Source organism: Mesorhizobium prunaredense (assembly GCF_900156895.1).
Taxonomy (GTDB): domain Bacteria; phylum Pseudomonadota; class Alphaproteobacteria; order Rhizobiales; family Rhizobiaceae; genus Mesorhizobium; species Mesorhizobium prunaredense.
The window spans coordinates 166,639-192,448 of record NZ_FTPD01000045.1; the positions used below are offsets into that span (position 1 = coordinate 166,639).

General features: G+C 61.6%; 20 protein-coding genes. 6 read left to right on the forward strand and 14 right to left on the reverse strand.

From position 1 onward, the window contains the following. The coding region (locus BQ8794_RS24635) for a DUF6600 domain-containing protein (protein ID WP_210189859.1) at positions 1-1,047 on the reverse strand (1,047 nt) is incomplete at its 3' end. A 575-nt stretch (positions 1,048-1,622) separates the two neighbouring features. Here BQ8794_RS24635 and rnk point away from each other — a divergent pair. The 4 genes from rnk to BQ8794_RS24660 all read left to right on the forward strand — a co-directional run bounded on the left by rnk (position 1,623) and on the right by BQ8794_RS24660 (position 4,023). Then, positions 1,623-2,084 carry a nucleoside diphosphate kinase regulator gene (gene rnk, locus BQ8794_RS24645; protein ID WP_077381210.1) on the forward strand — a complete coding sequence of 154 codons (462 nt, stop codon included), beginning with the start codon at positions 1,623-1,625 and terminating at the stop codon, positions 2,082-2,084. 471 nt (positions 2,085-2,555) lie between these two features. Further along, the gene (locus tag BQ8794_RS24650) at positions 2,556-3,035 is read left to right on the forward strand and encodes a VOC family protein (RefSeq protein ID WP_077381211.1); all 480 of its coding nucleotides are present in this window, start codon (positions 2,556-2,558) and stop codon (positions 3,033-3,035) included. A 51-nt stretch (positions 3,036-3,086) separates the two neighbouring features. Further along, a complete protein-coding gene (locus BQ8794_RS24655) occupies positions 3,087-3,530 on the forward strand; it encodes an SRPBCC family protein (RefSeq protein WP_077381669.1) in 444 nt (147 codons plus the stop codon). 46 nt (positions 3,531-3,576) lie between these two features. After that, positions 3,577-4,023 (forward strand): SRPBCC family protein, encoded by a 447-nt coding sequence (locus BQ8794_RS24660; protein WP_077381212.1) that lies wholly within the window; start codon positions 3,577-3,579, stop codon positions 4,021-4,023. A gap of 178 nt (positions 4,024-4,201) precedes the next feature. Here BQ8794_RS24660 and BQ8794_RS24665 read toward each other — a convergent pair whose 3' ends face one another. The 4 genes from BQ8794_RS24665 to BQ8794_RS24680 form a co-directional block, all read right to left on the reverse strand. Continuing rightward, positions 4,202-5,821 carry an ABC transporter ATP-binding protein gene (locus tag BQ8794_RS24665; RefSeq protein WP_077381670.1) on the reverse strand — a complete coding sequence of 540 codons (1,620 nt, stop codon included), beginning with the start codon at positions 5,819-5,821 and terminating at the stop codon, positions 4,202-4,204. A gap of 1 nt (position 5,822) precedes the next feature. Continuing rightward, a complete protein-coding gene (locus BQ8794_RS24670; RefSeq protein WP_077381213.1) occupies positions 5,823-6,944 on the reverse strand; it encodes an ABC transporter permease in 1,122 nt (373 codons plus the stop codon). Then, positions 6,937-7,860: an ABC transporter permease subunit gene (locus BQ8794_RS24675; RefSeq protein WP_077381214.1), complete on the reverse strand. Its 924-nt coding sequence runs from the start codon at positions 7,858-7,860 to the stop codon at positions 6,937-6,939. Before BQ8794_RS24675 ends, BQ8794_RS24670 begins: the two co-directional genes overlap by 8 nt. 161 nt (positions 7,861-8,021) lie before the next feature. Beyond that, positions 8,022-9,614 (reverse strand): peptide ABC transporter substrate-binding protein, encoded by a 1,593-nt coding sequence (locus tag BQ8794_RS24680; RefSeq protein WP_077381215.1) that lies wholly within the window; start codon positions 9,612-9,614, stop codon positions 8,022-8,024. Between the two features lie 495 nt (positions 9,615-10,109). Here BQ8794_RS24680 and BQ8794_RS36745 point away from each other — a divergent pair, with 495 nt between their 5' ends. Both BQ8794_RS36745 and BQ8794_RS36750 read left to right on the forward strand, forming a co-directional pair. Then, positions 10,110-10,367, forward strand: a complete 258-nt coding sequence (locus BQ8794_RS36745; RefSeq protein WP_244555088.1) for a hypothetical protein — start codon at positions 10,110-10,112, stop codon at positions 10,365-10,367. Positions 10,368-10,459: 92 nt separating this feature from the next. Then, entirely contained in the window at positions 10,460-10,672 is a 213-nt protein-coding gene (locus tag BQ8794_RS36750; RefSeq protein ID WP_244555089.1) for a hypothetical protein, read from the forward strand. Between the two features lie 10 nt (positions 10,673-10,682). Here the strand turns inward: BQ8794_RS36750 and bglA are convergent, their stop codons facing one another. From bglA to BQ8794_RS24730, 9 genes are all read right to left on the reverse strand, one after another. Then, the gene (gene bglA, locus BQ8794_RS24690) at positions 10,683-12,308 is read right to left on the reverse strand and encodes a beta-galactosidase BglA (protein WP_077381216.1); all 1,626 of its coding nucleotides are present in this window, start codon (positions 12,306-12,308) and stop codon (positions 10,683-10,685) included. Then, positions 12,298-14,310, reverse strand: a complete 2,013-nt coding sequence (gene glgX / locus BQ8794_RS24695; RefSeq protein ID WP_077381217.1) for a glycogen debranching protein GlgX — start codon at positions 14,308-14,310, stop codon at positions 12,298-12,300. The genes bglA and glgX overlap by 11 nt, the downstream gene beginning before the upstream one ends. A gap of 151 nt (positions 14,311-14,461) precedes the next feature. Then, complete coding sequence (locus BQ8794_RS24700) at positions 14,462-16,090, reverse strand: alpha-D-glucose phosphate-specific phosphoglucomutase (protein ID WP_077381218.1); 1,629 nt, start codon at positions 16,088-16,090, stop codon at positions 14,462-14,464. A 3-nt stretch (positions 16,091-16,093) separates the two neighbouring features. Next, positions 16,094-17,539 carry a glycogen synthase GlgA gene (glgA, locus tag BQ8794_RS24705; protein ID WP_077381219.1) on the reverse strand — a complete coding sequence of 482 codons (1,446 nt, stop codon included), beginning with the start codon at positions 17,537-17,539 and terminating at the stop codon, positions 16,094-16,096. After that, positions 17,540-18,808 (reverse strand): glucose-1-phosphate adenylyltransferase, encoded by a 1,269-nt coding sequence (gene glgC, locus BQ8794_RS24710; protein WP_077381220.1) that lies wholly within the window; start codon positions 18,806-18,808, stop codon positions 17,540-17,542. Between the two features lie 36 nt (positions 18,809-18,844). Beyond that, the gene (gene glgB, locus BQ8794_RS24715) at positions 18,845-21,058 is read right to left on the reverse strand and encodes a 1,4-alpha-glucan branching protein GlgB (RefSeq protein ID WP_077381221.1); all 2,214 of its coding nucleotides are present in this window, start codon (positions 21,056-21,058) and stop codon (positions 18,845-18,847) included. Positions 21,059-21,116: 58 nt separating this feature from the next. Continuing rightward, positions 21,117-23,579 carry a glycogen/starch/alpha-glucan phosphorylase gene (locus BQ8794_RS24720; protein ID WP_077381222.1) on the reverse strand — a complete coding sequence of 821 codons (2,463 nt, stop codon included), beginning with the start codon at positions 23,577-23,579 and terminating at the stop codon, positions 21,117-21,119. Between the two features lie 316 nt (positions 23,580-23,895). Next, positions 23,896-24,678, reverse strand: a complete 783-nt coding sequence (locus BQ8794_RS24725; RefSeq protein WP_023802796.1) for an ATP-binding cassette domain-containing protein — start codon at positions 24,676-24,678, stop codon at positions 23,896-23,898. A 2-nt stretch (positions 24,679-24,680) separates the two neighbouring features. Then, positions 24,681-25,745 carry an ABC transporter permease gene (locus tag BQ8794_RS24730; protein WP_023802795.1) on the reverse strand — a complete coding sequence of 355 codons (1,065 nt, stop codon included), beginning with the start codon at positions 25,743-25,745 and terminating at the stop codon, positions 24,681-24,683. Positions 25,746-25,810 lie beyond the last annotated feature (65 nt).

Consider the following 25,810-nt stretch of genomic DNA (forward strand, 5'->3'; position numbering starts at 1 on the left):
GGCGGGCTGCTCCTCGGCCTTCGGCTTCTCAGGCTTGGCCGCCTGTTCGGGCTCGGCCTGCTCCTGCTCGGCGGCCGGTTGCTCCTCGGTCGTCGGCTTCTCAGGCTTGGCGGTCTCTTCCGGCTTGACCTCTTCATCCGGCGCCTGTTCGGTCGTTGCTGCGCCTTCGGCCGGCTTCGATTTCCGGCCAGCCTGAACCTGCTTCACCTCCTCGATGTCTTTGAGCTCAGCTGGTTTGGCCTCGGGATCGGCTTTCACTTCACCTTCAAAGACCGTGACCGTATTGTTTTCCACTTTGCCGGCCTGCTCGGGCGTCTCGGTCTCGCTGACCTCGACGACAGTCACCTGCTCGTTCGTCTCCTTCTCGATCACATCAACATCAACGACTTTGTTGATCACCACGTTGTTCTGGATCGTCACGTCGCCGGCCGGCTCGGCCGCCTCGACAATGCGCACAAACTCCGGCTCATCACGGATAACGACGACAGAAATGTCGTCAGCAAGGAATTCGCGGGTGGGGACCACGACCCAGTAAAAATCCGGCGTGGTGTCGAAGGTCACCTCGATTGAAATCAAATCGGGATCGCGGCGCGGCGGCAGCGGAGCCCAGATGACGTGCTCCCTTTCGCGCCGCCAACTCACCCATGCTGGCGCCCAACGAGTGCCGGGAACCCAGTACCAGCCGATGTCGTCGGCGTAGCCCCAGCGGCCGTAATGGTAGGTCGCCCACCCGAACGGCTCGTCGGACACCCAGAGCCAGCCATACTGCTCGGTATAGACCCAATGTCCAAGGGTATACGGACGCCAATCGTCAGGGACATCAACCGGGACGAAAACGGTCGCTCCCCGGTACGAAACCCAATCACCATGGGAAGACAGTCCATCGTAAAATGTGCTGATAGAAATGGAAACGTCGGTGGCAGCCCTCGCCTCGGACACAAGCGACAATGGCGCCACCGGGTTGGGAATCTCGACCACCGTGAGCAAGCCGGCGGTTACGCCGCCCAGCATCAGCCGTACAACGTTTTGGGCAAGGACGCGTTTCATCGCAGTTTCCTCCGAAACAGATCGCCCTTCATCGTGGAAACTCACCGGCTGTCGAATTGTTCCGGCTTGGCATCACACGATGATACCGGGATCAATATCAGAGTTGCTTCGTGAGGTCGGCGAACCAGATCACGACCGCCGTCACAACCTGCGCGGAAGTACCAATGCTACGGAGGCCTTTGCGCAGCGGTCGGTCGAAGCCAGCTCTAAAATTATGTGGCGCGGATTCAAATTTATGTGGCGCGGATTCGTCAAAGGCGACGCACAGGCGCGGCCGCGCCTTGCTACAGGGTCGACTTGACTTCCCCGATCTCGGCACCAACTACGGTTATATGAACGCCACAAAAAAGATCCGTCGCGATTTTCTTTTCCGGGTTTGCCCCATTGCGGGATCGTAACCCCCGGGTCGGCTGCCATGCGCCCCGGGCCGAGGGGCAAGCACATAAAATCGACATCGAACGTATGCAGGCCAGCACCGGCTCTGGGGCATCGGCTTTGAGCAAGATCTGCCTCGAATTGGCCGGTTCCACCATGCTTGAGGCAGCCCGCGCAACTGAGAATACGAGTACCTGAAAATGCCAGATAAAATGAAGGCCGGGCGCAAGCCGACCATCCGCATCTCGAAATCGGACCATGCGCGTTTATCGGCGCTTGCGAGCACCGTGGCCGCACGAAATCCGCAGGCTTCCGATGAACTGCTCGCCGAACTCGAGCGAGCGCGCATCGTTTCCGATGGTCTGATCTCCGCCGGCGCCGTCCAGATGGGTTCGAAGGTGACGTTCAAGCCCGATACCGGTGACGCGAAAACGGTTACGCTGGTTTTTCCTGGCGATGCGGACATCACCGAAGGCAGGGTTTCAATCCTTACGCCGATCGGCACGGCCCTGATCGGCCTCTCGGCCGGACAGTCGATCATGTGGACCGCGCGAGATGGGCGCCGGCATGAATTGTCGGTGCTTGCCGTTAACCGGCCTGCTCGAGAAGGCGATGCAGCCGATCAGCGTGCACCAGCACCTTCGACGACGGCGGGCGACTAAAGCGCGTCGCGTTTGACCGGCCTCATGCGGCGCGCTTTAGGTTGTTGTTTGTTTCCGCGAAAACTGCGGGCATCAACGAGGACCTCAAGCGCCTTCACCACGAACACCTCGTGATATGGACAACCGGTGCTGAAGCAAACGGCCCGGCCCTACGCCGACCCGCCGTTACCAACCGGCGGTTGGAGGGATCGACTCGGGTTAGGTGGGCCTGCCGCGTGGCAAAAAAGTAAGGTTGGCTGTCGGGAGGCGCGCCACTTGTTCGTCCTTTGGACAGGAAGCAACGAAACCAGGTGAAAGACCCGTGAGAGAGTTTAGATCATAGAACACATCTGCGGACGATGTGATCCAGGCCGACCTTATGATGGCGTTCATCGGTCCCGTTCCGGCCGGCGAGGCGCCCAAGGGCTGGCTCGACTGAGGTCTGGCAGTCGCGGCGCGAACAAATACCCCCAAGAACCGAGGAGATTAGATATGACGAAACTCGTGACCTGCCTGTGGTTCGACCACGGCGAAGCACGCAAGGCGGCAGAGTTCTATGCCGCCACCTTTCCCGATAGTCATGTGGATCGGCTGAATGCGGCCGCATCCGACTATCCTGGCGGCAGGGAAGGCAACGAACTGACAGTCGAGTTCACAGTGCTCGGCCAGTCTTTTCTAGGCCTGAACGGCGGCCCGAATTTCAAGGCGAACGAATCCGTCAGCCTAATGGTGCTGACCGAGGATCAGGAAGAGACCGACCGCTACTGGAAGGCGATCGTTGGAAACGGCGGCAGCGAGAGCGCCTGCGGATGGTGCAAGGACCGGTGGGGCTTCTCCTGGCAGATCACGCCGAAGCGGCTGATGGAACTGACGACGAGCCCCGACCGCGCCAAGGCCAAGCGCGCGATGGAGGCGATGATGACGATGAAGAAAATCGATATCGCGGCACTGGAAGCCGCAGCAGCAGGCTAACCCGATCCAAGGCACCGACGCCCTGGTGAAACTCAACGAATGGAGATGATCATGCCCAACACCGTTAAACTGCACCGGGTTTTCGCCACGAAGCCCGAAAAGGTCTACCGCGCATTTCTGGAACCTGACGCGGTCGCGAGTTGGCTCCCGCCCTTCGGTTTTACCTGTACGGTCCATGAACTTGAGGCGAAGGAAGGCGGCAAGCACAGAATGTCCTTTCGAAACTTCACGACCGGGCACAGCCATTCCTTCGGCGGCACCTATCTGAAACTCGTCCCCGGCGAGACGCTCGTCTACAGCGATGTGTTCGATGATCCGAACCTCCCGGGCGAGATGAAAGTGACCGTCACGCTGACGGCCGTTTCAGTCGGAACGGAGATGACGGTGGTTCAGGAGAACGTGCCCGATCTGATCCCCGTAGAGGCATGTTATCTCGGTTGGCAAGAGTCGCTGCGCAAGCTTGCTAACCTCGTCGAGCCCGAAATCACGCAATAAACCGTCTGCGTGATCTCATCCGACTGCGACAACAAGGAAACCAAAAATGACCAACCAGCAGATCACCATTGCGACCACGATCGCCGCGCCGATCGAACGCGTCTGGGAGGCCTACACGACGCCCGGCGATATCACGCGGTGGAACTTCGCTTCCGACGACTGGTGCTGCCCAAGCGCGGAAGTCGACCTAAAGGTGGGCGGCGGCTACAAGGCGCGCATGGAAGCCAAGGACGGCAGTTTCGGCTTCGATTTCGAGGCGGTGTACGAAGAGGTCGAGCCGTACAAGGCGATCGCATTCGCCATGAGCGACGGGCGCAAGGCGCGTACGACCTTCGAAGCCGCAGGGAAAGGTACGAAGGTGACGACCATATTCGATGCCGAGACGCAGAACTCCATCGACATGCAGCGCGACGGCTGGCAGGCGATCCTGGACAACTTCGGGCGTTATGTTGAATCCAGCGCGGGACATGAGCAACTTCAAGGAGGTCGTTGAACTCCGCCGGAAGCAGTTTTTCCAAGCCCTATCGGCTGAGACGATCGTCGAGATCAAAGCGCTCTAAAGGCCCGAGGCGATGATCGAGATCGAAGCCATAGCAGCCGTGGCTGCAGACGACGGTCTATTCGCCTCGGGACCTTTCAACCACCACCCGCTGCAGTCCTGGCCGGTCGCGCTATGCGCTCAAGCGAAACCGTGTGACGTCGATGGCTGCGGCCATCAGCGTCTGCGTGTAGGTAGCTTGCGGATTGCTGAAGATCGTCTCGGTCGGCCCTTCCTCGACGATCTTGCCCTGCTTCATGACGATGATGTAATCGGCCATGGCGCGCACGACGGCAAGATCGTGGCTGATGAACAGGTATGACAGTTCATGGTCGGCCTGCAGCTTGCGCAGCAATTCGACGATCTGCTTCTGGACGGAGCGGTCGAGCGCCGACGTCGGCTCGTCGAGGACGACCACTTTGGGCTTGAGGATCATCGCCCGCGCGATGGCGATGCGCTGGCGCTGGCCGCCGGAGAATTCGTGCGGGTAGCGATTGCGCGCATTCGGATCGAGCCCGACCTCACGCAAGGCCTCGACGGCGCGCAGATCGCGTTGCCTGCCCGACAGGGTCGGCTCATGCACCAGAAGCCCTTCGGTGATGACCTGGCCGATCGTCATGCGCGGTGACAGCGAACCGAACGGGTCCTGGAAGACCAGCTGCAATTCGCGCCGCAGCGGCCGCATGGCCTGACGGTCGGCGGCGGAAATATCGCGATCGCCAAAGCGGATGAGGCCATCGCTTGGCAGCAGCCGCAGCAAGGCCCGGCCGAGCGTCGATTTTCCCGAACCCGATTCGCCGACGATGCCGATGGTCTGGTTCCGCTGCAGCCTGATCGAAATGTGATCGACTGCGCGCAGGATCAGCGGCTCTCCGGCGAGAAACCCGCCGCCGATCTTGAAGGTCACTTCGACATTCCTGCCTTCGAGCAGAACGGGCGCATTTGGCAGTGGCGGCGCCTTGGTTCCGGTCGGCTCGGCGGCCAACAGCATCTTGGTATAGGCATGCTGTGGATTGACGAAGATCGCTTCCGCCTCGCCCTCCTCGACGACTTCGCCGTAGCGCATGACATAGACGCGGTCGGCAAAGCGTCGGACAATGCCGAGATCGTGGGTGATGAAGACAATCGCCATGCCGAGCTTGCGCTGCAGCTCGGCGAGCAGCATGAGAATCTGAGCCTGGATCGTCACGTCGAGCGCCGTCGTCGGTTCGTCTGCAATCAGTATGTCGGGGTCGTTGGCCAGCGCCATGGCGATCATGACCCGCTGTCGCTGGCCACCCGACAATTCGTGCGGATAGGATTTCATCCGCCGCTCGGGATCGGGAATATGGACCAGCCGCAAGAGCTTGAGCGCCTCTTCGCGTGCTTGCGCCGCGCCAAGCCCACGATGCCGGCGGATCGGCTCGATCAGCTGGTTGCCGATCGAATAAAGCGGATCGAGCGAGGTCATCGGCTCCTGGAAGATCATGCTGATCTTGCGGCCGCGGACTTGGTTGAGTTCGGACTTGCTCAGGGTCAAAAGGTTGCGGCCGCGATAGTCGACGACGCCCGTCGCCTCGCCGTTCGAGGCCAGCAGGCTCATCGCCGCCATCATCGTCTGGCTTTTGCCGGAACCGGATTCGCCGACAACGGCAACGGTTTCGCCTGCATTAACGTGGATGTTGATGCCCTTCACCGCCTCGACCACGCCGTCGAGGGTGCGGAAGCGGACGCGGAGGTCCTTGACGCTGAGGATGGTTTCGGAAGCAGCCATCTCAACGATCCCTCGGGTCGAGCGCGTCGCGCAGCCCATCGCCGACGAAATTCAGCGCGAACAGCGTGGAGACGAGAAAGAAGGCCGGGAACAAAAGCAGCCAGTTGGCCGAGCCGATGTTCTGGGCGCCGACCGAAATCAGCACGCCCCAGCTGGTCATCGGCTCCTGGACGCCAAGCCCGAGGAACGACAGGAAGCTTTCCAGGATGATGACCTGCGGCACCAGCAGCGTCATGTAGATCACCACCGGTCCGAGCAAATTGGGGATGACGTGGCGGATCAGGATGCCGCGCTGGCCGACGCCCATCGCCTCCGCCGCCTGGACATATTCCTGCCGGCGTATCGACAGCGCCTGTCCGCGCACAATCCGCGCCATGTCGAGCCACAGCACGGCGCCGACGGCCAGGAACATCAGCACGAAGTTCCTGCCGAAGAACACCACCAGCATGATGACGAAGAAGATGAACGGCAAAGAATAGAGCACGTCGACGATGCGCATCATCACCTCGTCGACCCTGCCGCCGGCAAAGCCCGCGGTGGCGCCATAGAGCACGCCGATGACCACCGCCACAACGCCGGCAAGCAGGCCGATGGCCAGCGATATGCGCCCGGCCATCAGCGTCCGGGACAGGAGATCGCGGCCGGTATTGTCAGTGCCGAACAGAAAATATTGCTGCTTGATCGACGCACTCATCACCATTTCGAGACCGTCCGGCGATTTGCTCTCGATCTTTGTGTCATCGAAGGTATCGGAACGATCAAGGTAGCGAATGTTGCGGTCGTCGACCGGCTTGGACGATCTGACGGTAACGAACACACGGTTGCCTTCCTGCCGCCACTCCTTGATGTCGACGCGCATACGCTTGATCGCCTCATCGAGAGCGCCTTCGATCATGTCGGCCTTCGGATAGGCCGAGAAGCTCGGCGGCATGCGCACATAGTCGGCGTAGATGGTGGTGTATTGATGCGGCACGAACCAAGGGCCGAAGACACTGATGGCCGCGATGAAAGCAAGATAGTAGAGGCTGAACATGGCGGCGCGGTTGGCCTTGAGGCGCGCCCAGGCATCGCCCCACAGGGAGCGGCCGACGATGACCGGAGCGGTGGCTGCGATGTCAGTCATAGCGCACCCTCGGATCGATGACGGCATACATGACGTCGACGATCAGATTGAAGATGATGGTGAACAGCGCGATTACCACCACCGTTCCCATGACCAACGTGTAGTCGCGGTTGAGCGCAGCAACGACAAAATGGCGGCCGATGCCTGGAATGGAGAAGATGGTCTCGACGATGATCGAGCCGGTGAGAAGCGCTGCCGCGGCCGGGCCGGTGAAGGAGACGATCGGCAGGATGGCGCCGCGCAGCGCATGTTTCACCACCACCGACCAGTCGGACAGACCGAGCGCGCGGGCGGTGCGGATGTGGTGCGAACGCAGCGATTCGATCATCGAGCCGCGCATCAGGCGGGCAACGATAGCGATCTGCGGCAGGGCGAGCGTCAGCACCGGGCCGATCTTGTTGATCAAGGCGCCGTCGCCCCAGCCGCCGATCGGCAGCAGTTTCCAGGTCAGACCGAACAAGAGCTGAATCACCGGCGCGATGACGAAGGTCGGGATGGTGCTGCCGGCCGTCGCCAGCGCGATCACCGAGTAATCGGCAAGCTTGTTCTGGTTGAGCGCGGCAACGGTGCCGAGCACGCTGCCGAGCAACAGCGCCAGGATGAGCGCCGAAGCGCCGAGCTGGACCGAGATCGGCAGACCTTCCCTGAACAATTCGCCCACAGTGAAATCCGGCATGTTGTAGCTCGGACCGAAATTGCCGCGCAGCAGATTGCCGAGATAGTGGACATATTGCAGCCAGAGCGGGTCGTTGAGGCCGAACTGCGCTTCAAGATTGGCCTTGATCTCGGGGCTCAGGCCCCGCTCCTGATTGAACGGGCCGCCAGGCGCGAGCCGTATCAGGAAGAACGCCATGGTCACGATGACGAACAGCGTCGGGATGGCGGTCAGGAGCCGCCGGAATACGTATCGTAGCATCGGTTCCCCGCTTTGCTAGCAAACCGGAGCCGCCGCCCCTAACGCATGACCCGAACCGAAGGTTCGGAAAGGATCACGCGCAAAATCAAGGCGTTACAGCGCCCTTTGCGCGTCCAAAGGACGCGCGGCGCTGTAAAGGAGCGGCAGTCCGGCCAAGGAGATCAGTCCTTGGAGATGAAGCGGGACGGATGCACATCCATGACGTTATCCTCGAAGCCATGAAGCTTCGGAGAAACGATATCCTTGTAGCTATAGTAGAGAAGCGGGATGTTGCCGACCTCGTCGATGAGGATGCGCTCGGCCTCAGCGAGTTCCTTCATGCGCTCTTCGGGCTTGCCGCCGGCGGCCGCCGCTTCGTCCATGGCCTCCTCGAATTTCGGGCTGTTATAGGCCGAATAGTTGTTGCCACTGGCCTTGCGGGAGATGCCGAGGAAGGTTTCCGGATCCTTGTAGTCCGCAATCCAGCCGGCACGCGCCAGGTCATAATCGCCCTTCTGCTCGAGGAAGGAGTAGTGGGTCTTGGTGTCGGTGTTGATCAGTGAGACGTCGACGCCGAGCGGCTTCAACTGCTCCTGAACGGCCACCGCGGTGTTCTTGTTGTTCTCCGAGGTGTTGTAGCGGATTTCCATCTTCAGCGGTTTTTCGGGCGTATAGCCAAGCTTCTCGAGTACCTTCTTGGCCTCATCCTCGCGGTCGATCTGCGACATGTCCGCGTATTTGGCCATTGCCGGCGTGTAGCCCTCGATGCCTGGAGGCACCATCGAATAGCCGGGCAGCATTGCGTTCTGCCAGACCTTTTCGGCTATGAACTCGCGGTCGATCGCCATGGAAATGGCGTTGCGCAGTTCGACGTTGTCCCACGGCGCCTTGTCGGTCTTGATCGCGAAATAGAACGTGCCGAGGTATGGCCCGATGTGAATCTGATCGCCAAACTTGGCCTTGAGGTCGGCGAGCTGTTCGGTCGGGAGGTCCTCATAGCTGTCGAGTTCGCCGGCCTCGAACCGCTTCATCGCCGACGAACGATCCTCCGTCGGGATGTAGTTGACGGTGTCGATCTTGACCGTCGCAGCATCCCAGAATTTCGGATTCTTGACCAGTTTCATGTGGTCGTTAGGAACCCACTCCGCCAGCGTATAGGCGCCGTTGGAGACCAAATTGCCCGGCTTGATCCAATCGTCGCCGAGCTTTTCGATGGAGGCCTTGCTGACCGGATAGGTCGCCTGGTGGGTCAGCATTTCGAGGAAATAGGGCGTCGGCGCCTTCAGCGTTACTTCAAGAGTATTTGCGTCGATTGCCTTGACGCCCATCTCCTCGGGCTTCGCCTTCTTGGTGTTCACCTCCTCGGCGTTCTTCACGGGATAGAGCATCGAAGCGTATTCGGCGCCGGTGGCCGGATCTTCCAGCCGATGGAAAGCGTAGACGAAGTCATCTGCCGTGACCGGGCTACCATCCGACCAGACGGCGTCCTTGCGCAGCTTGAAGGTGTAGACGGTGCCGTCGTCCGATACAGTCCAGCTTTCGGCAGCGCCCGGAATGACGTTCGCCTTCTGGTCTTGCATGACCAGCCCCTGGAACAGGTCACGCAAAACAGCGGCTTCGTATATTGTCGAGGTCTTGTGCGGGTCGAGCGACTCCGATTCGGCAGCCGTGCCTCTGTTGTAGACGACCTCGGCGAAGGCTGGCGTGTAGAACGTCCCGGCGGCCAAAGCCATGGTTGTGGCGAACACCGTCGCCTTCAGCATGTTTTTCAGCATGAAGTTCTCCCTGTCGAGGCGGCCCTACAGCTGCGCCTCTTGAGTGTTGACGCCCCGAAACCGATTCGCTGGCCCCTTTGAGCGCGCCGCCGGTTCCCTTTCCGGCGGCTGGTGGCCAAACAGTAACGTGGTGATTTTTTATTTCAACAGACTCGTGAGGTCACCCTAAGTAAGGCGCAGCGAAGTCACTTCGCGGGCGCCAGATCAGCAGTCGAAACCATGGACCGAGCCTTTCAGCTGCTGCTGTCAATGTTGCGGATGCTTTCGCTCTTGGCGGATCGCTGTTCGTCAGGCCGGAACTCTCTTCGGCAAACGGGACGATGGCGTGGATATCAATAATTGTGAGTCCAGCCTATGCGTAGACGCCCTTCGACGCGGTGGAGCTATCGTGCCAGTCACGATCATGCGAATACCGGTCCGAACCCGGTGGTTGCGACGATGCAGTCGCGGCCCCTGTTCTTTGCCACATAGAGATTCTGATCAGCGCGCAGCAGGATGTCGTTCAAGGTTTGGCCTGGTCCGACGGGACGCCCGGACAGTTTGGAGGTTTCCATCGCTGCACGTCCGGGCGTTGCCTCGCTGCATCTTGGCGCCAGCGATGCCGACAGCAGCCCTACCGCCTTCGCCGATTTCAGCAACCCACAGTCGTTCTCTAAAGCCCAGATCGCGGCAGTGAAGCTTTTGCTCATTCCATTGCTGTCAGTGAAGGTTCTGCAGCGCTCGATATCACCGACAACGACCCGACGACTTTAACCTTCAATAGCACCGAAATCGCCAACAAGACGATAAAGACCGCTCCTACGAAAACCCTGACGCAATCCCTCACCACATCGCTGGTCAACGATTTGTCGCTTTCGGTCAGTGCGCTGAGCCTCGGGCTTGATGTAACCGCCTTGCTTGGAACCGTGAGGCCGGCAGTGGTGGCGCTACTGAACGGCGTGACGGCGCCTGTCGACGACTTGGTTTACAATGTGCTTGGGGCGCTGGGCGTGCGCGTCGGCGAAGCCGATGTCCGGGTCATGGGGGCGACTTGCGGGCGCTCTGTGCTTGTTCAATGAGCTAGAGAGATCAGCCGGCTCGTCCGAGAAAGCAGCCCAAAGGCGGCAGCGACAGGATTTTTTCCTGCAAGGCGGCACCTGCGCCAAGGTCGATCGTCTCTGCGACATCGATACCCTGCGGCAACGGCCAGTTGGCCGGCTCCTCGGCGAAGTTGAAAACGCACAGCAGCTTCTCGCCGCCGCCGTCGCGAATGAAGGCAAGCACATCGCTCTCGGCATCGAGAAAGCGGATCGAACCTTGTACCAGCGCCGCATGCCGCTTGCGCAACGCCAGCATCGCCCGATAGCTGGCCAGAACTGACTTTTCCTCGCCGTTCTGGATATCGACCGCGCGGGCGCGATGGCTTTCCGGGATTGGAAGCCACGGCCTGCCGATTGAAAAACCGGCATTGTTGGCGCCTTTCTCCCAGACCATCGGCGTGCGGCAGCCATCCCTGCCCTTGAACCCCGGCCAGAAGCGGATGCCATAAGGATCGCGCAGATCCTCGAACGCCAATTCCGCCTCCTCCAGCCCGAGTTCCTCACCCTGATAGAGGCAGATCGATCCACGCAGGCATGACAGCAGCGCGATGGAGAACTTCGCCATCCTTTCCGGATCGCCGCCGGGCCTTGTCCATCGCGTCACATGGCGAACGACATCGTGGTTGGAAAACGCCCAGCAGACCCAGCCGTCGGAGACAGCACTCTCGAACGCTTCGACGCATCCACGCACATGCGCCGCCGAGAATTGCGGACCGAGCAGGTCGAAAGTGTAGCACATGTCGAGCTTGTCGCCGCCGCCGGTGTAGGCGGCGAGCGTCTGCAACGAACGGGCTTCGTCGCCGACCTCGCCGACAGCGGCGCGGCCCTCATATTCGTCGAGCAGCGCCCGAAAACGTTTGAGGAAAGCAAGGTTTTCGGGCTGCGTCTTGTCAAACAAATGCTCTTGATAGAGGTAGGGATTGGTTTCGGTGTTGGTTCCTGCGACGCTTGACGCCAGGGGCGGGTTGTTGCGCAGCCAGCGGTCATGGACATAGTAGTTGACCGTATCGAGGCGAAACCCGTCGACGCCGCGCTCCAGCCAAAACCGGACCGTTTCCAGCAAGGCGTCCTGAACCTCCGGATTGTGGAAATTGAGGTCCGGCTGCGAGGCGAGAAAATTGTGCATGTAATATTGCCTGCGGATCGCGTCCCACTCCCAGGCGGGGCCGCCGAAGACCGACAACCAGTTGTTGGGCGCGGTGCCATCTGGCTTTGGATCGGCCCAGACATACCAGTCCGCCTTGGGATTATCGCGGCTCGCGCGGCTTTCGACGAACCATTCGTGCCGGTCGGACGAATGCGACAGAACCTGGTCAATAATGACTTTCAGGCCGAGACGGTGCGCCTCGGCGACCACTGCGTCGAAATCCTCTGATGTGCCGAACATCGGATCGACGGCTGTATAATCGGAGACGTCGTAGCCCATATCGACCATCGGCGACTTGAAGAAGGGCGACAGCCAGACGGCGTCGGCGCCAAGCGATGCGACATGCGCCAGCCTCGATGTGATACCACGCAGATCGCCACTGCCGTCCGCCGTCGTGTCCTGGAAGGAGCGCGGGTAGATCTGGTAGATGACGCAGCCGCGCCACCATTCGGCGTGGTCACTTGCCACTCGGGTTCTCCTTTATCTGAGCCTGCGCGGCTTCGTGTTCGATCATGAAGATCACCGTTCGCCCCGGCACCGGCCGTGAAATTCCGGCTGCGCCGTCCGGTGTTTCGATGGCTGGCTCCCAGCGAAATCCGTCGCGCTCCGGCAGCGTGAACATACACGCCCGGCGATCGCCATTGATGACCACGGCAAGGCGGCAATCATCGCTGCCGAGCATCATGACCAGGCGGTACCGCCCCGGATCGTGCCAGCCTGCCTCGTCGAGCGGCGTGCCGGTTTCAGTGAGCCAGACCGCGTCCGGTTTCTCTGATCCGGGCGGCGGCTCTCCGGTCAGGAAGCGCGTGTCGGAAAGCGCCGGCACGGAACGACGCAACGTGGCGAGCAAAACCGCGTATTGTTCCAGCGCCTGGTCGCGCCCGGCCCAGTCGAGCCAGGTGATCTCATTGTCCTGCGCATAGGCGTTGTTGTTGCCCTTCTGGGTGCGGCCGAATTCGTCTCCGGCGGTCAGCATGATCGTGCCGCGCGAGGCAAACAGCGTGGCCAGCAGCGCACATCGGTCATCGAAACGTTCCGTAACGATTGCCCGGTCGCCGGTCTCACCCTCGACGCCATTGTTCCAGGACAGATTGTCGTCGTGGCCATCGCGGTTCTGCTCGCCATTGGCCTCATTGTGCTTGTGCTCATAGGCAACAATGTCGGCCAGCGTCATGCCGTCATGCGCGGCGATGAAATTGACGCTGCGGCTCGTCTGCTGGCCTGCCTTGGCAAACACGTCGGACGAGCCGGCAAGGCGGGTGGCGAGCGTGCCGACCATGCCGCTATCGCCGCGCCAGAAGCGGCGAATATCGTCGCGATATCTGTCGTTCCATTCGAGGAAGGGCGGCGGAAAATTGCCAAGCTGATAGCCGTCTGGGCCGATGTCCCAAGGCTCGGCGACCAGCACCCGGTCGCCAAGGACCGGATCGTCCCGAATAGCCGTGAGCAGTGGCGCAGCGGCGTCGAACGCGCCATCGACCCGCCCCAGAATGGGCGCCAGATCGAAGCGGAAACCGTCGACGCCGGCATGGCAGACAAAGTGACGAAGCGTGTCGAGGACCATTTCCCGGACGACCGGGTGATCACAAGCGACGGTGTTGCCGGTGCCGGTGTCGTTGATCAAGCTGCCGTCCGGCCGATGCCGGTAGTAGGCGCGGCTGTCGAGGCCGCGCAGCGACAGCGTCGGCCCAAGCCTGTCGCTTTCGCCGGTGTGGTTGAAGACAAGATCGAGGATGACGCCGATGCCGGCCCCACGCAGCGTGGCAGCCGTCTGCCGCAATTCCGCGAGACCGCCGGGCGCGAGGCGCGGATCGAGCGCCATGAAGGTCACGGGATTGTAGCCCCAGGCATTGCGCAGCCCGAGCGGCGGCAAATGCCGCTCGTCGATCGATGCCGTCACCGGCATCAGTTCGACCGTCCCGACCCCGAGTTTTTTCAGGTGCTCGACGATAGCCGGATGGGCAAGCGCTGAAATCGTCCCGCGCTGGTGCTTCGGGATGTCCGGATGCAGCATGGTGAAGGCGCGCACCGGCACTTCATAGATCAGGCCACCGGGCTGGAACGGCGGCGGCAAGGCAGGCACCGGCTGCGGCAGGGTGGCGGCAACCGCCTTCGGCAGCAGCAGCGCAGTGTCCGTGCCCTCGCCCCGGCGCGCGGCGAGCCTGCGGTCATAGACATAGGGCCTGTCGATTTCGACGGCATAGGGGTCGACCAGCAGCTTGTCGGGATCGAACCAAAGCCCTTTCTCGGGCGCATAGTCGCCATCGGCGCGAAGCCCGTATCGGGTGCCGGCGGCGAGGCCGGCAACGAAAAGCGCGTGAACGCCCTCGCCTTCCGATATCAACTCGAGCCGATCGATCTCGCGCGCGCCGGTGTCATCGAAGATCGACACCCAGAGACGCCGCGCCGAGGACGACCACGCGGCAAAACGGATACCTTCATAGGTGATGGTTGCGCCGAGCGAGGTCACGCAAACCAACCTTGCAGTGCATTGCCGCAAACGTTCGGGATTGACCGAGGCCGCCCCCACTTCGTCATCCCAGGACGAAGCAGGAGCGAAGCGACGCGGCGCAGACCCCAGGATGACGAAGCGATAGGCGTTTTGGCCAATCTCCAAAGCCTCAAGTAATGACGCTCGGCTTGTTGCGGCCTGTGTGGCTCTTGATGCCGGCAATATCATCGGCTGCCGCAATCAGGTCGGCAAGCGCCTCCTGCGTGTCGAGATCGTGCCTGGACTGGTCCGGCTCGTAGCGCTCGATATATACGCGCAGCGTCGCCCCCGAGGTACCGGTGCCGGAGAGACGGAAGACGACGCGCGATCCGCCTTCGAACAGCACCCTGATGCCCTGGTTCCTGGCTATCGAGCCGTCGACCGGGTCGTGGTAGGCGAAATCATCGGCGCTGGCGATCTTCATGCCGCGCACGCTGGTGCCGGGCAAGGAAGCGAGCTTGGCCCGCAGTTCGTCGACCAGCGCATTGGCCCGGTCGGTTTCGACCTCCTCGTAGTCATGGCGTGAGTAGTAATTGCGGCCATAGGCGGCCCAGTGCTCGGTGACGATCTGCTTGGTGCTTTCGCCGCGGGCCGCGAGGATATTGAGCCACAAAAGCACGGCCCACAGCCCGTCCTTTTCGCGGACATGATTGGAGCCGGTTCCGGCACTTTCCTCGCCGCAGATCGTTGCCATGTCGGCATCGAGCAGATTGCCAAAGAATTTCCAGCCGGTCGGCGTTTCATAGATGCCGATGCCGAGCTTTTCGGCGACGCGGTCGGCTGCAGCGCTGGTCGGCATCGAGCGGGCGATGCCTTTCAGGCCGGCCTTGTAGCCCGGCGCCAGATGGGCATTGGCGGCGAGGATAGCCACCGAATCCGACGGGGTGACGAAAATGCCCTTGCCGATGATCAGGTTGCGGTCGCCGTCGCCGTCGGAAGCGGCGCCGAAATCCGGCGCTTCCGGTCCCATCATCTCGTCATAGAGGTGCTTTGCGTGGACCAGGTTCGGGTCTGGGTGGTGGCCGCCGAAATCCGGCAGCGGAATGAAGTTGCGGGCGGTGCCTTTCGGCGCGCCGAGCCGGTTTTCCAGGATCTCCTTGGCATAGGGACCGGTCACGGCATGCATGGCGTCGAAGCGCATGCGGAAGCCTGACTTGAACAGCCCGCGCAAGGCATCGAAATCGAACAGATTTTCCATCAGCTCGGCATAGTCGGCGACCGGATCGATCACCTCGACGGTCATGCCGCCCGCCTCGACGGTACCGATCGTGTCGAGGTCGACCGTGCCGATATCGGCGATCTTGAAGCTCGAAATCACCTTGGTCTTGGCGAAGATCGCGTCGGTCAGCTTTTCCGGTGCCGGGCCGCCATTGCCGGCATTGTATTTGATGCCAAAATCCTCGTGCGGGCCGCCCGGATTGTGGCTGGCCGACAGGATGATGCCGCCGAAGGTTTTGTATTTGCGAATGATATTCGAAGCGGCCGGCGTCGACAGGATGCCGCCCTGCCCGACCATCACCTTGCCGAAACCGTTTGCCGCCGCCATGGCAATGGCCTTCTGGATGACCTCGCGGTTGTAAAAGCGGCCGTCGCCGCCGATCACCAGCGTCTTGCCCTCGAACCCGTGCAGCGCATCGAAAATCGACTGGATGAAGTTCTCGGCATAGTGCTCCTGCTGGAACACCGGCACTTTCTTGCGCAGCCCGGACGTGCCGGGCTTCTGGTCGAGATAAGGTTTGGTGGCGACGGTGCGTATCATGCGTCAGACAGCCCTTTTCGAAAGCAGCAAGCGATAGAGTTCGAGGTATTTTTCTGCGCTTTTATCCCATGACACATCCGCCTTCATGCCTTGCCGCTGCATCGACGTCCAGATCGTAGGGTGGGCGTGCGCCGCGACCAGCCGGCGGATGGCGTGCAGCAAGGCGCCGGCATCGGCGGGTGCGAACTGGAAGCCGGTCGCCACACCTGCCGAAATCGCCGCTTCATTGGCGTCGATGACCGTGTCGGCAAGACCGCCGGTGCGGGCGACGACCGGCACGCAGCCATAGCGCAGGCCGTAAAGCTGCGTCAGTCCGCAAGGCTCGAAGCGCGACGGGATGACGATTGCGTCACAGCCGCCCTGCATGGTGTGGGAAAGCGCCTCGTCATAACCGACGACGACGCCGATGCGACCGCGATGGCGGGCGGCGGCGGCCAGCAGCGCGCCTTCGAGGCCGGCGTCGCCGGACCCCAGGATCGCCAAGCGGGCACCCCTCGCAACAATCCCGTCGACGACCGTTGCCAGTATGTCCATTCCCTTCTGCCAGGTGAGCCGGCTGATCACGCAGACAATCGGACTGTCGTCGCGGTCAAGGTTGAAACGATCCTCGACGGCGGTCCGGTTTGGGTGTCGCGCCTTCAATGTCTTGGCCGTGTAGTTGGAGACCAGATGCTTGTCGGTTTCAGGGTTCCATATCTCGGTGTCGATGCCGTTGACGATGCCATAGAGATCGACGGACCGCATGTTGATGAGGCCATCGAGCCCCATGCCGAATTCCGGCGAGCGGATCTCCTGCGCATAGGTCGGGCTGACTGTGGTGATGGCCCAGGCGGCTTGCAGGCCAGCCTTGAGGAAACCGACGCCGCCATAATATTCGACGCCGTCGAGCGCCATGGCCGCCGCCGGCAAGCCGAGTTCGCCAAAGATTCCGGCGCCGAACTGGCCCTGGAAAGCGAGATTGTGGACGGTGATCATCGACGGCGTGCCGACCGCTTTGCCGTAGCGCATATAGGCCAGCGTCATCGCCGATTGCCAGTCATGGGCATGGACGATGTCCGGCTGGTAACCCGAGACGGCGCCGCCGGCGATGTCGCCGCCAACCTGGCTCAGGGCCGCGAAACGCCGCCAATTGTCCGGCCAGTCGGCGCCGGTGGCATTGCCATAGGGGCCGCCGGGGCGATCGAACAGATGCGGCGCGTCGAGCACGAACAGGTCGAGCCCGGCGATCTGGACGGCATGGACCGAAGCCTTGCCGCCTTGCAGCAACGGATAGTGGTGAACGGGTTTTTTCTTCTTGAAGGCATCCATGATCTGGGGATAGCCGGGAACAAGCGAGCGCATCGCCACGCCCTTGCCGGCGAGCGCGATGGGCAACGCGCCGGTCACGTCGGCAAGCCCGCCAGTCTTGATCAGAGGGAATATTTCGGGCGTGACCGACAGGACCTGCATTCACGACAATCCCAGTTTGTCGATCATGGCCTGCGTGACGAGGCAGATGCCCTTTTCGGAAACGCGGAAGCGCTTGGCGTCGAGGACGGGATCCTCGCCGACCACGAGCCCTTCGGGAATCCTGACGCCATGATCGATCACCACGCGCTTCAATCTCGCGCTGCGGCCGACCTGGCAGTCGGGCAGCATGACGACGTCCTCGAGCGTCGAATAGGAGTTGATGCGCGCGCCGGTGAAGATCAGGCTTCGCTTCAGCGACGCGCCTGAGACGATGCAATCGCCCGAGACCAGCGAGGATACCGCCGAGCCACGGCGGCCATCCTCGTCATGCACGAACTTTGCCGGCGGCTTCAGCTCGGCATAGGTCCAGATCGGCCAGTCGCGGTCGTAGAGGTCGAGCTCGGGGGTGATGTCGGTGAGGTCGATATTGGCTTCCCAATAGGCGTCGACTGTCCCGACATCGCGCCAGTAGGCTTCGTTCTCGGCGGTCGAGCGCACGCAGGATTTGGCGAAGCGATGGGCGATCGCCTTCCCGTGCTCGACGACATAGGGGATGATGTCCTTGCCGAAGTCACGGCTTGAGCCCGGTTCGGCCGCGTCGCGGCGCAGTTGCTCCATCAGGAACTTGGTCTTGAACACGTAGATGCCCATCGAGGCCAGGGCAAAATCCGGCTTGTCGGGAATGCCGGGCGGATCGGCGGGTTTCTCGATGAAGGAGATGATGGTGTCCTTCTTGTCGACATGCATGACGCCGAAGCCGGTCGCCTCCATGCGCGGCACTTCGAGGCAGCCGACGGTGACGTCGGCGCCGGCGTCGACATGCTGGCGAAGCATCAGCTCGTAGTCCATCTTGTAGACGTGATCGCCGGCCAGGATGACCATGTATTCGGGCCCGTAGGCCTCGATGATGTCGATGTTCTGGTAGACGGCATCGGCCGTGCCCTCATACCATTGCGTTTCCGATACGCGTTGGCTGGCCGGCAGGATATCGAAGCTCTCATTACGCTCGGGCCGCAGGAAGTTCCAGCCGCGCTGCAGGTGACGGATCAGCGAATGCGCCTTGTACTGGGTGGCAACGCCGAGGCGGCGAATACCGGAATTGAGCGCATTGGACAGCGCAAAATCGATGATGCGCGTCTTGCCGCCGAAATAGACCGCGGGCTTGGCGCGCCGGTCGGTCAATTCCTTGAGGCGGCTGCCACGGCCGCCGGCCAGAACATAGGCCATGGCATCGCGCGCCAGCGGCTGGGTCCGTTTTATCTCTGCCATTTTTATCCTCCCAAGTTACGCGCTGCGAGACATCGCCTAGTCCGGAGCAAATTCGAGCATGATCGTCGACAGCGGCGGCAACAGCACCGTCGCCGAGATGCCTCCTGCTTCCGCCCGAGCCTCGACGGCACCGCCATTGCCCTTGCCGGAACCGCCATAGTCGGAGGCGTCGGTGTTGATGATCTCGCGCCATCCTCCAGCCATTGGCAACGGCACGCGGTAATCGTCGCGCGGCACCGGCGTAAAATTAGAGATGACGGCGACCGGGTTTCCGCCCGGCGCGCTGCGCAGCCAGGCAAAGACCGAGTTGGCGCTGTCGTCGACGATCAGCCAGGAAAAGCCTTCTGGCTCGCAATCGCGCGCATGCAGGGCCGGGCGCGAGCGGTAGAGGTAGTTGAGATCGCGCACCGTCTGCCAGACGCCGCGGTGGGCCGGTTGATCGAGCAGGTTCCAGTCGAGCGCGCGCGCCTCGCTCCACTCGCGGCGCTGGGCGAATTCCTGCCCCATGAACAACAGCTTCTTGCCGGGATAGCCCCACATGAAGGCGTAGTAGGCGCGCAATGTTGCGAATTTCTGCCAATCGTCGCCGGCCATCTTGCCAAGCAGCGTCCCCTTGCCGTGCACGACCTCGTCATGGGAGAGCGGCAGCACGAAATTCTCTGAGAAGGCGTAGACCAGGCCGAAGGTGATGTCGCCGTGGTGATGCTTGCGAAAAATCGGCTCTTTGGAGAAATACTCCAGCGTGTCGTGCATGAAGCCCATGTTCCACTTGAAGCCGAAACCCAGCCCGCCCTCATGCACCGGCTGCGAAACTTTTGGCCATGAGGTCGATTCCTCGGCGATCGTCATCACACCCGGATGATGGCCATAGACTTCCTTGTTCATCCTCTGAAGGAAGCTGACCGCCTCGAGGTTTTCGCGCCCACCTTTTTCGTTAGGGATCCATTCGCCGGCCTTGCGCGAGTAATCGAGGTAGAGCATCGAGGCGACGGCATCGACGCGCAAACCGTCGACATGGTATTTTTCGGCCCAAAACAGTGCGTTGTTGACCAGGAACGAGACCACCTCGCGCCGGCCGAAATTGTAGATCGCGGTGTTCCAGTCGGGATGGAAGCCCTTGCGCGGGTCGGCATGCTCATAGAGCGCGGTGCCGTCGAAATTGGCCAGGCCATGCGCGTCCACCGGAAAATGCGCTGGCACCCAGTCGAGGATGACGCCGATGCCGGCGCGGTGGGCGCCGTCGACGAACCGGGCAAAACCGTCCGGATCGCCGAAGCGGGCCGACGGCGCGTAGAGCCCCGTCGTCTGGTAACCCCAGGACGGGTCATAGGGATGTTCGGAGATCGGCATGAATTCGATATGGGTGAAACCCGTGTCGACGACATACGGGATCAGCCGGTCGGCTAGCTCGTCCCATGACAGGAAGCTGCCGTCGTCGTGAAGCTGCCAGGAGCCGGCATGGACCTCATAGGTCGACACCGCCTCGCGCCTGGGATCGGCATTGCGCCAGAAATTGCGGTGCGCCTCGTCACCCCATTGATGCGCCGGCGGAAGCGCCGTCACCGAAGCGGTGGCCGGGCGCAGTTCGGACTTGAAAGCGAACGGATCGGCCTTCAGCGGCAGCCTCACGCCATCGGGCCCGATGATCTCGTATTTGTATGGCCGTCCCGCGCCGATGTCGGGGATGAACAACTCCCAGATGCCGGTGTCGCGGCGGACGCGCATCGTATGCCTGCGGCCGTCCCATTCGTTGAAGTCGCCGACCACCGAAACGCGCCTTGCATTGGGCGCCCAGACGGCGAAATGCACGCCGGATGCACCCTCGTGATCGATGAGATGCGCACCGAGCTTGTCAAACAGCCTGAGGTGCGAACCTTCTGCGATGTAATAGTCGTCCAGCGGACCCAGTACCGAACCGAACGAATAGGGATCGGTCAGCCACCAGTCACCGCCGGCATTGCGCGCGTGATAGCGCAGCGGCTGACGCTTTTTGAGCGACAGGCTGCCCTCGAAGAAGCCGCCTTCGTCGCGCCTGGAGAGTTCGCCCGCTTTCTTGCCAGTCAGCGTATAGGCAGTGACGAACTCGGCATGAGGGACGAAGCAGCGGGCGACAAAGCCCTTGTCAACCTCGTGTACACCGAGCACAGCGAAAGGATCACCATGCGTGCCGGCGACAATTGCCGCGACATCACCGGCTGACGCCAGTCCATCCGGCCCGCTTGTCGCAGCGGTCGCGCGCGGCTTCCTCATCAGGCAGTGACCCTCCCCGGCACCCGGACCACATTGTTCGTGGCCTCATGCAATCATATCAGACGGGCACGTTCCAGATTTCTTTCGCATATTGGCGGATCGTGCGATCAGACGAGAACCAGCCGACGCGGGCGACATTGCGAATTGCCTTGGCGTACCAATCCGGGCTGTCGCGCCAGACGGCGTCGACATCGCGCTGGGTTGAGGCGTAGGCATCGAAATCCGCGGCGACCATGAACCAGTCGCTCTGATAGAGGCCGTTCATCAGGTCGCGATAGCGTTCCGGATCGTCAGGCGAAAAGACGCCCGTCGAAACGGCAGCCACGGCCTGCGCCAGTTCGGGAGAGGCTTCGATCACCGTTCGCGGATCGTAGCCGTTGCTGCGCCGGTCGGCGACCTCTTCGGTGGTCAGGCCGAAAATGAAGATGTTGTCGTCGCCGACGCATTCCTTGATCTCGACATTGGCGCCGTCGAGCGTGCCGATGGTCAGCGCACCGTTCAGCGCGAACTTCATGTTGCCGGTGCCGGAGGCTTCCATCCCGGCGGTCGATATCTGCTCCGAAAGATCGGCGGCCGGCATCATGATCTCGGCCAGGCTGACATTGTAGTTCGGTACGAACACCACTTTGAGCAAGCCGCGAACGGCCGGGTCGCGGTTGATGACTTTGGCGACGTCGTTGGCGAGTTTGATGATCAGCTTGGCGTTGTGATAGCTGGGCGCCGCCTTGCCGCCGAAGAACTTGACGCGTGGCATCCAGTTGCGCTCGGGATGGGAGCGGATCTGGTCGTAGAGCGCGACTGTTTCGAGGATGTTGAGGAGTTGGCGCTTGTATTCGTGGATGCGCTTGATCTGGATATCGAACAGCGCCGAGGGATCGATCCTGATGCCGAGGCGGTCGGCGACGAGATTGGCAAGCTTGGCCTTGTTCGCCCGCTTGACTGCGGCGAACTTGTCGCGGAAGGCGGCGTCGTCAGCAAAGACATCGAGTTCCTTGATCGCGTCTATATCGTCGAGGAAGCGGTCGCCGATCGCCTCGCGGGTGAGAGCGGTAAGACCGGGATTGCACTGGATCAGCCAGCGCCGCGGTGTGATGCCGTTGGTCTTGTTGTTGATGCGGTCGGGGTAGAGCCTGTGGAGCTCGGCAAACACCGTTTCCTTCATCAACTCGGTGTGAAGGGCAGAGACGCCGTTGATCGAGTGCGAGCCGACAAAGGCCAGATTGCCCATGCGCACCCGGCGCTCGCCGTTTTCCTGTATCAGCGAGATTTGGCTGATCTGCTCGTCAGAAAACTGGTCGGAGGCGCGCGCCTCCAGCAGCACTTCGGCGTTGATGGCGTAGACGATTTGCATATGGCGCGGTAACAGCCGCTCGAACAGCGGCACCGGCCAGCTTTCGAGCGCTTCTGGAAGCAGCGTGTGGTTGGTGTAGCCGAAAGTGCGTTTGGTGATGCTCCAGGCCTGGTCGAAATCCATGCCGTGGACATCCATCAACAGGCGCATTAGCTCGGGCACGGCAATGGCCGGATGGGTGTCGTTCAGATGGATCGCCGCCTTGTCGGGCAGCGACTGCAGGTCGCCATACTGGCTGAGATGACGCTGAATGATATCCTGCAACGATGCGGTGGAAAAGAAATACTCTTGCCTGAGCCGCAGCTCCTGACCGGCCTTGTGGGAATCAGCAGGGTAAAGGACGCGCGACAAGGCATCGGCCTTGTTGCTTTCGGCGAGCGCACCGATGTGGTCGCCGGCGTTGAACTTGTCGAGCAGGATCGGATCGATCGGCATACCGGACCAGAGCCGCAGCGTGTTGACGCGGTTGGCTCGCCAGCCAACCACCGGCGTATCGTAGGCAACCGCCAGAACATGTTCGATCGGCTTCCAGACGTGGCGCTCAAGCCTGCCGTCGTTCGAGGTGATCGATTCCACCGAGCCGCCGAAACCGACCTCGAATGAGCGTTCGCGCCGCTCGAACTCCCAGGGGTTGCCGTGATCGAGCCAGGTCTCGGGCAGCTCAACCTGCCAGCCGCCATGGATTTCCTGCCGGAACATGCCATTGGCGTAGCGAATGCCATAGCCATGCGCGGGGATGTCGACGGTGGCCATGCTTTCCATGAAGCAGGCGGCGAGCCGGCCGAGACCGCCATTGCCAAGCGCTGCATCTGGTTCGAGGGCGGCGATGAGGTCAAGGTCGACGCCGAGAGACCGCAGCGCTTCGCGCATATTGTCCATCAGGCCGAGATTGGAGAAGGCGTCGCGCATCAGGCGGCCGATGAGGAATTCCAGTGATAGGTAATAGACGCGCTTTTCCTGATGGGCGTAGGCCTCTTGCGTCGCCTGCATCCAATGATCGACGATATGGTCGCGCACGACCTTGATCGAGGCGGTGAGCCAGTCGTATTGCGTCGCGACGCTGGTCCCCTTGCCGAGCCTGTATTTGAGGGCCTTCAAGACTTCGTCGGCAAGCGCCTTGGGATCGGAGTTTTCGAGAATGGGAGCTTCGGTTGTCATCGCGCGCGTCATGCTGCCTCTCGTGCGGTTGCCATGATCATACCGGCTTTCACCATTCCTCCCAGCCCATGCTAGCGCATATTGTTAAGCGTTCAATCGAGTTACATTGCCGCGGAGCAGCTTACCCTGCGGCAGTTTAGCAACTTGAAGTGCGTCGCGTTTGGGCGGCCTCTGCGACGCACCTTAAGTTCTAGCCATGTCCATATCGTTCCAAAACCGCTGCGCACCCTCGGTTCGCGCCCGAGGGCATGCTCTTGGGCGACACGTAATTTCTTGTTCGATGCATGTCGTCGTCCCAAAACCGCTGCACGCTTTTGGGCGACATGCATCAGGCCGCCAGTGCCGCCTCCGGCGGAAGCTTCGCTCCGGTCATGAAGGCGACGGCGTCCGACATCGTATATTGCTTGGGATCGATGACACAGAGGCGACGGCCGAGCCGATGGATGTGAATGCGGTCGGCCACCTCGAAGACATGCGGCATGTTGTGCGAAATCAGCACGATCGGCAGGCCGCGCTTCTTCACGTCGAGGATCAGTTCGAGCACGCGGCGGCTCTCCTTGACGCCTAACGCCGCCGTCGGCTCATCCATGATGACCATCTTCGAGCCGAAGGCGGCGGCGCGCGCCACCGCCACGCCCTGGCGTTGGCCGCCCGAGAGCGTTTCCACGGCCTGGCTGATGTTCTGGATGGTCATCAGGCCAAGTTCGGTAAGTTTGTCGCGGGCGCGCTTTTCCATTGCCGGGCGGTCGAGCATGCGCAGCCAGTCGCCCAGAAAACCCGGTTTGCGGATCTCGCGACCGAGGAACATGTTGTCTGCGATCGACAGCGCTGGCGACAGCGCCAGGTTCTGGTAGACGGTTTCGATGCCAGCTTCGCGGGCTTCGATGGGCGACTTGAAGAGCACCTGCTTGCCGTCCAACTCGATGATCCCCTCGTCCGGGACAACGGCGCCAGAGATCGCCTTGATCAGCGTCGACTTGCCGGCGCCATTGTCGCCGATCACGGCCAGGATCTCTCCCGGATAGAGATCGAAGTCGCAGCTGTTCAGTGCGGTAACGCGGCCGTACCGCTTGACGAGACCGCGCGCGGTGAGGATGGGCTCCTGGGTCATGGTTACACCGAAACCTTTCTGATCCACTGGTCGATCGCCACGGCGCCGATGATCAGCACACCGGTGAGCAGCACTTTCCATTGCGGATCGGCGCCCAGCATGTTGAGCCCCATCGACACGACGCCGACGATCATCGCGCCGAACAGCGTGCCCAGAATCGAGCCGCGCCCGCCGAAGAGGGAAATGCCGCCGATCACCGTCGCGGTGATTGCCTGCAAATTATAGTCGGTGACGGCGGCGGATGGCGAGATCGAGCCGTTGCGGCCGATGGAGACCCAGGCAGCGAAAGCGGCGATCAGCCCGGCAAGCGTGTAGACCGAGATCAGCACCTTCTTGGTCTGGATGCCCGACAGCTTCGCCGCCTCCGGATCGTCGCCGACAGCGTAGACATGACGGCCCCATGCCGTGTGATTGAGCACGTACCACAAGAACAGCACCAGCACGACCATGGCAATGACGCCGAACGTCAGCACCGCCGTGCCGACCTTGAAGTTCAGGCCAAACAGATGCAGCAATGGCGCCTGGACGTCGACGTCGGCGTCACGGATCGTCTCATTGGCCGAATAGATGAAGTTCGTGGCCATGACGATGTTCCAGGTGCCGAGCGTGACGATGAACGGCGGCAGCTTCATATAGGCGACCAGCAGCCCGTTGAGCAGCCCGCAGGCCGCGCCGGCGGCAAGCCCGATCACCACGGCAAGCAAGGTCGGCAGACCATAAGTGACCGCGCAATTGCCCATGATCACGGCCGAAATCACCATGATCACGCCGATTGACAGGTCGATGCCGGCTGTCAGGATGACCAGCGTCTGCGCAGCTCCTAGAATACCAACGATGGCGATCTGCTGGAGGATCAGCGTCAGCGTGTAGGACGAAAAGAACCGTCCTCCGATCGTGACGCCAAAGACAGCGATCGACAGGACCAGCACGATCAGCGGCACCGCAGCCGGAGTGGAATGCAGGAAATGCTGGATGCGCTTGACGAGCGAAGTGCCGTGCTCGTCAAAAGCAGCAACGCTTGTCTCGCTGTTCGCGAGAGCCTTTTCGAATTCCTGAACCTGAGACATGTTTCCTCCCGTGAGGCTTCAGCCACGCGCCGACGCCCGTCCAACCGTTCCCGATCTGCCGCCGG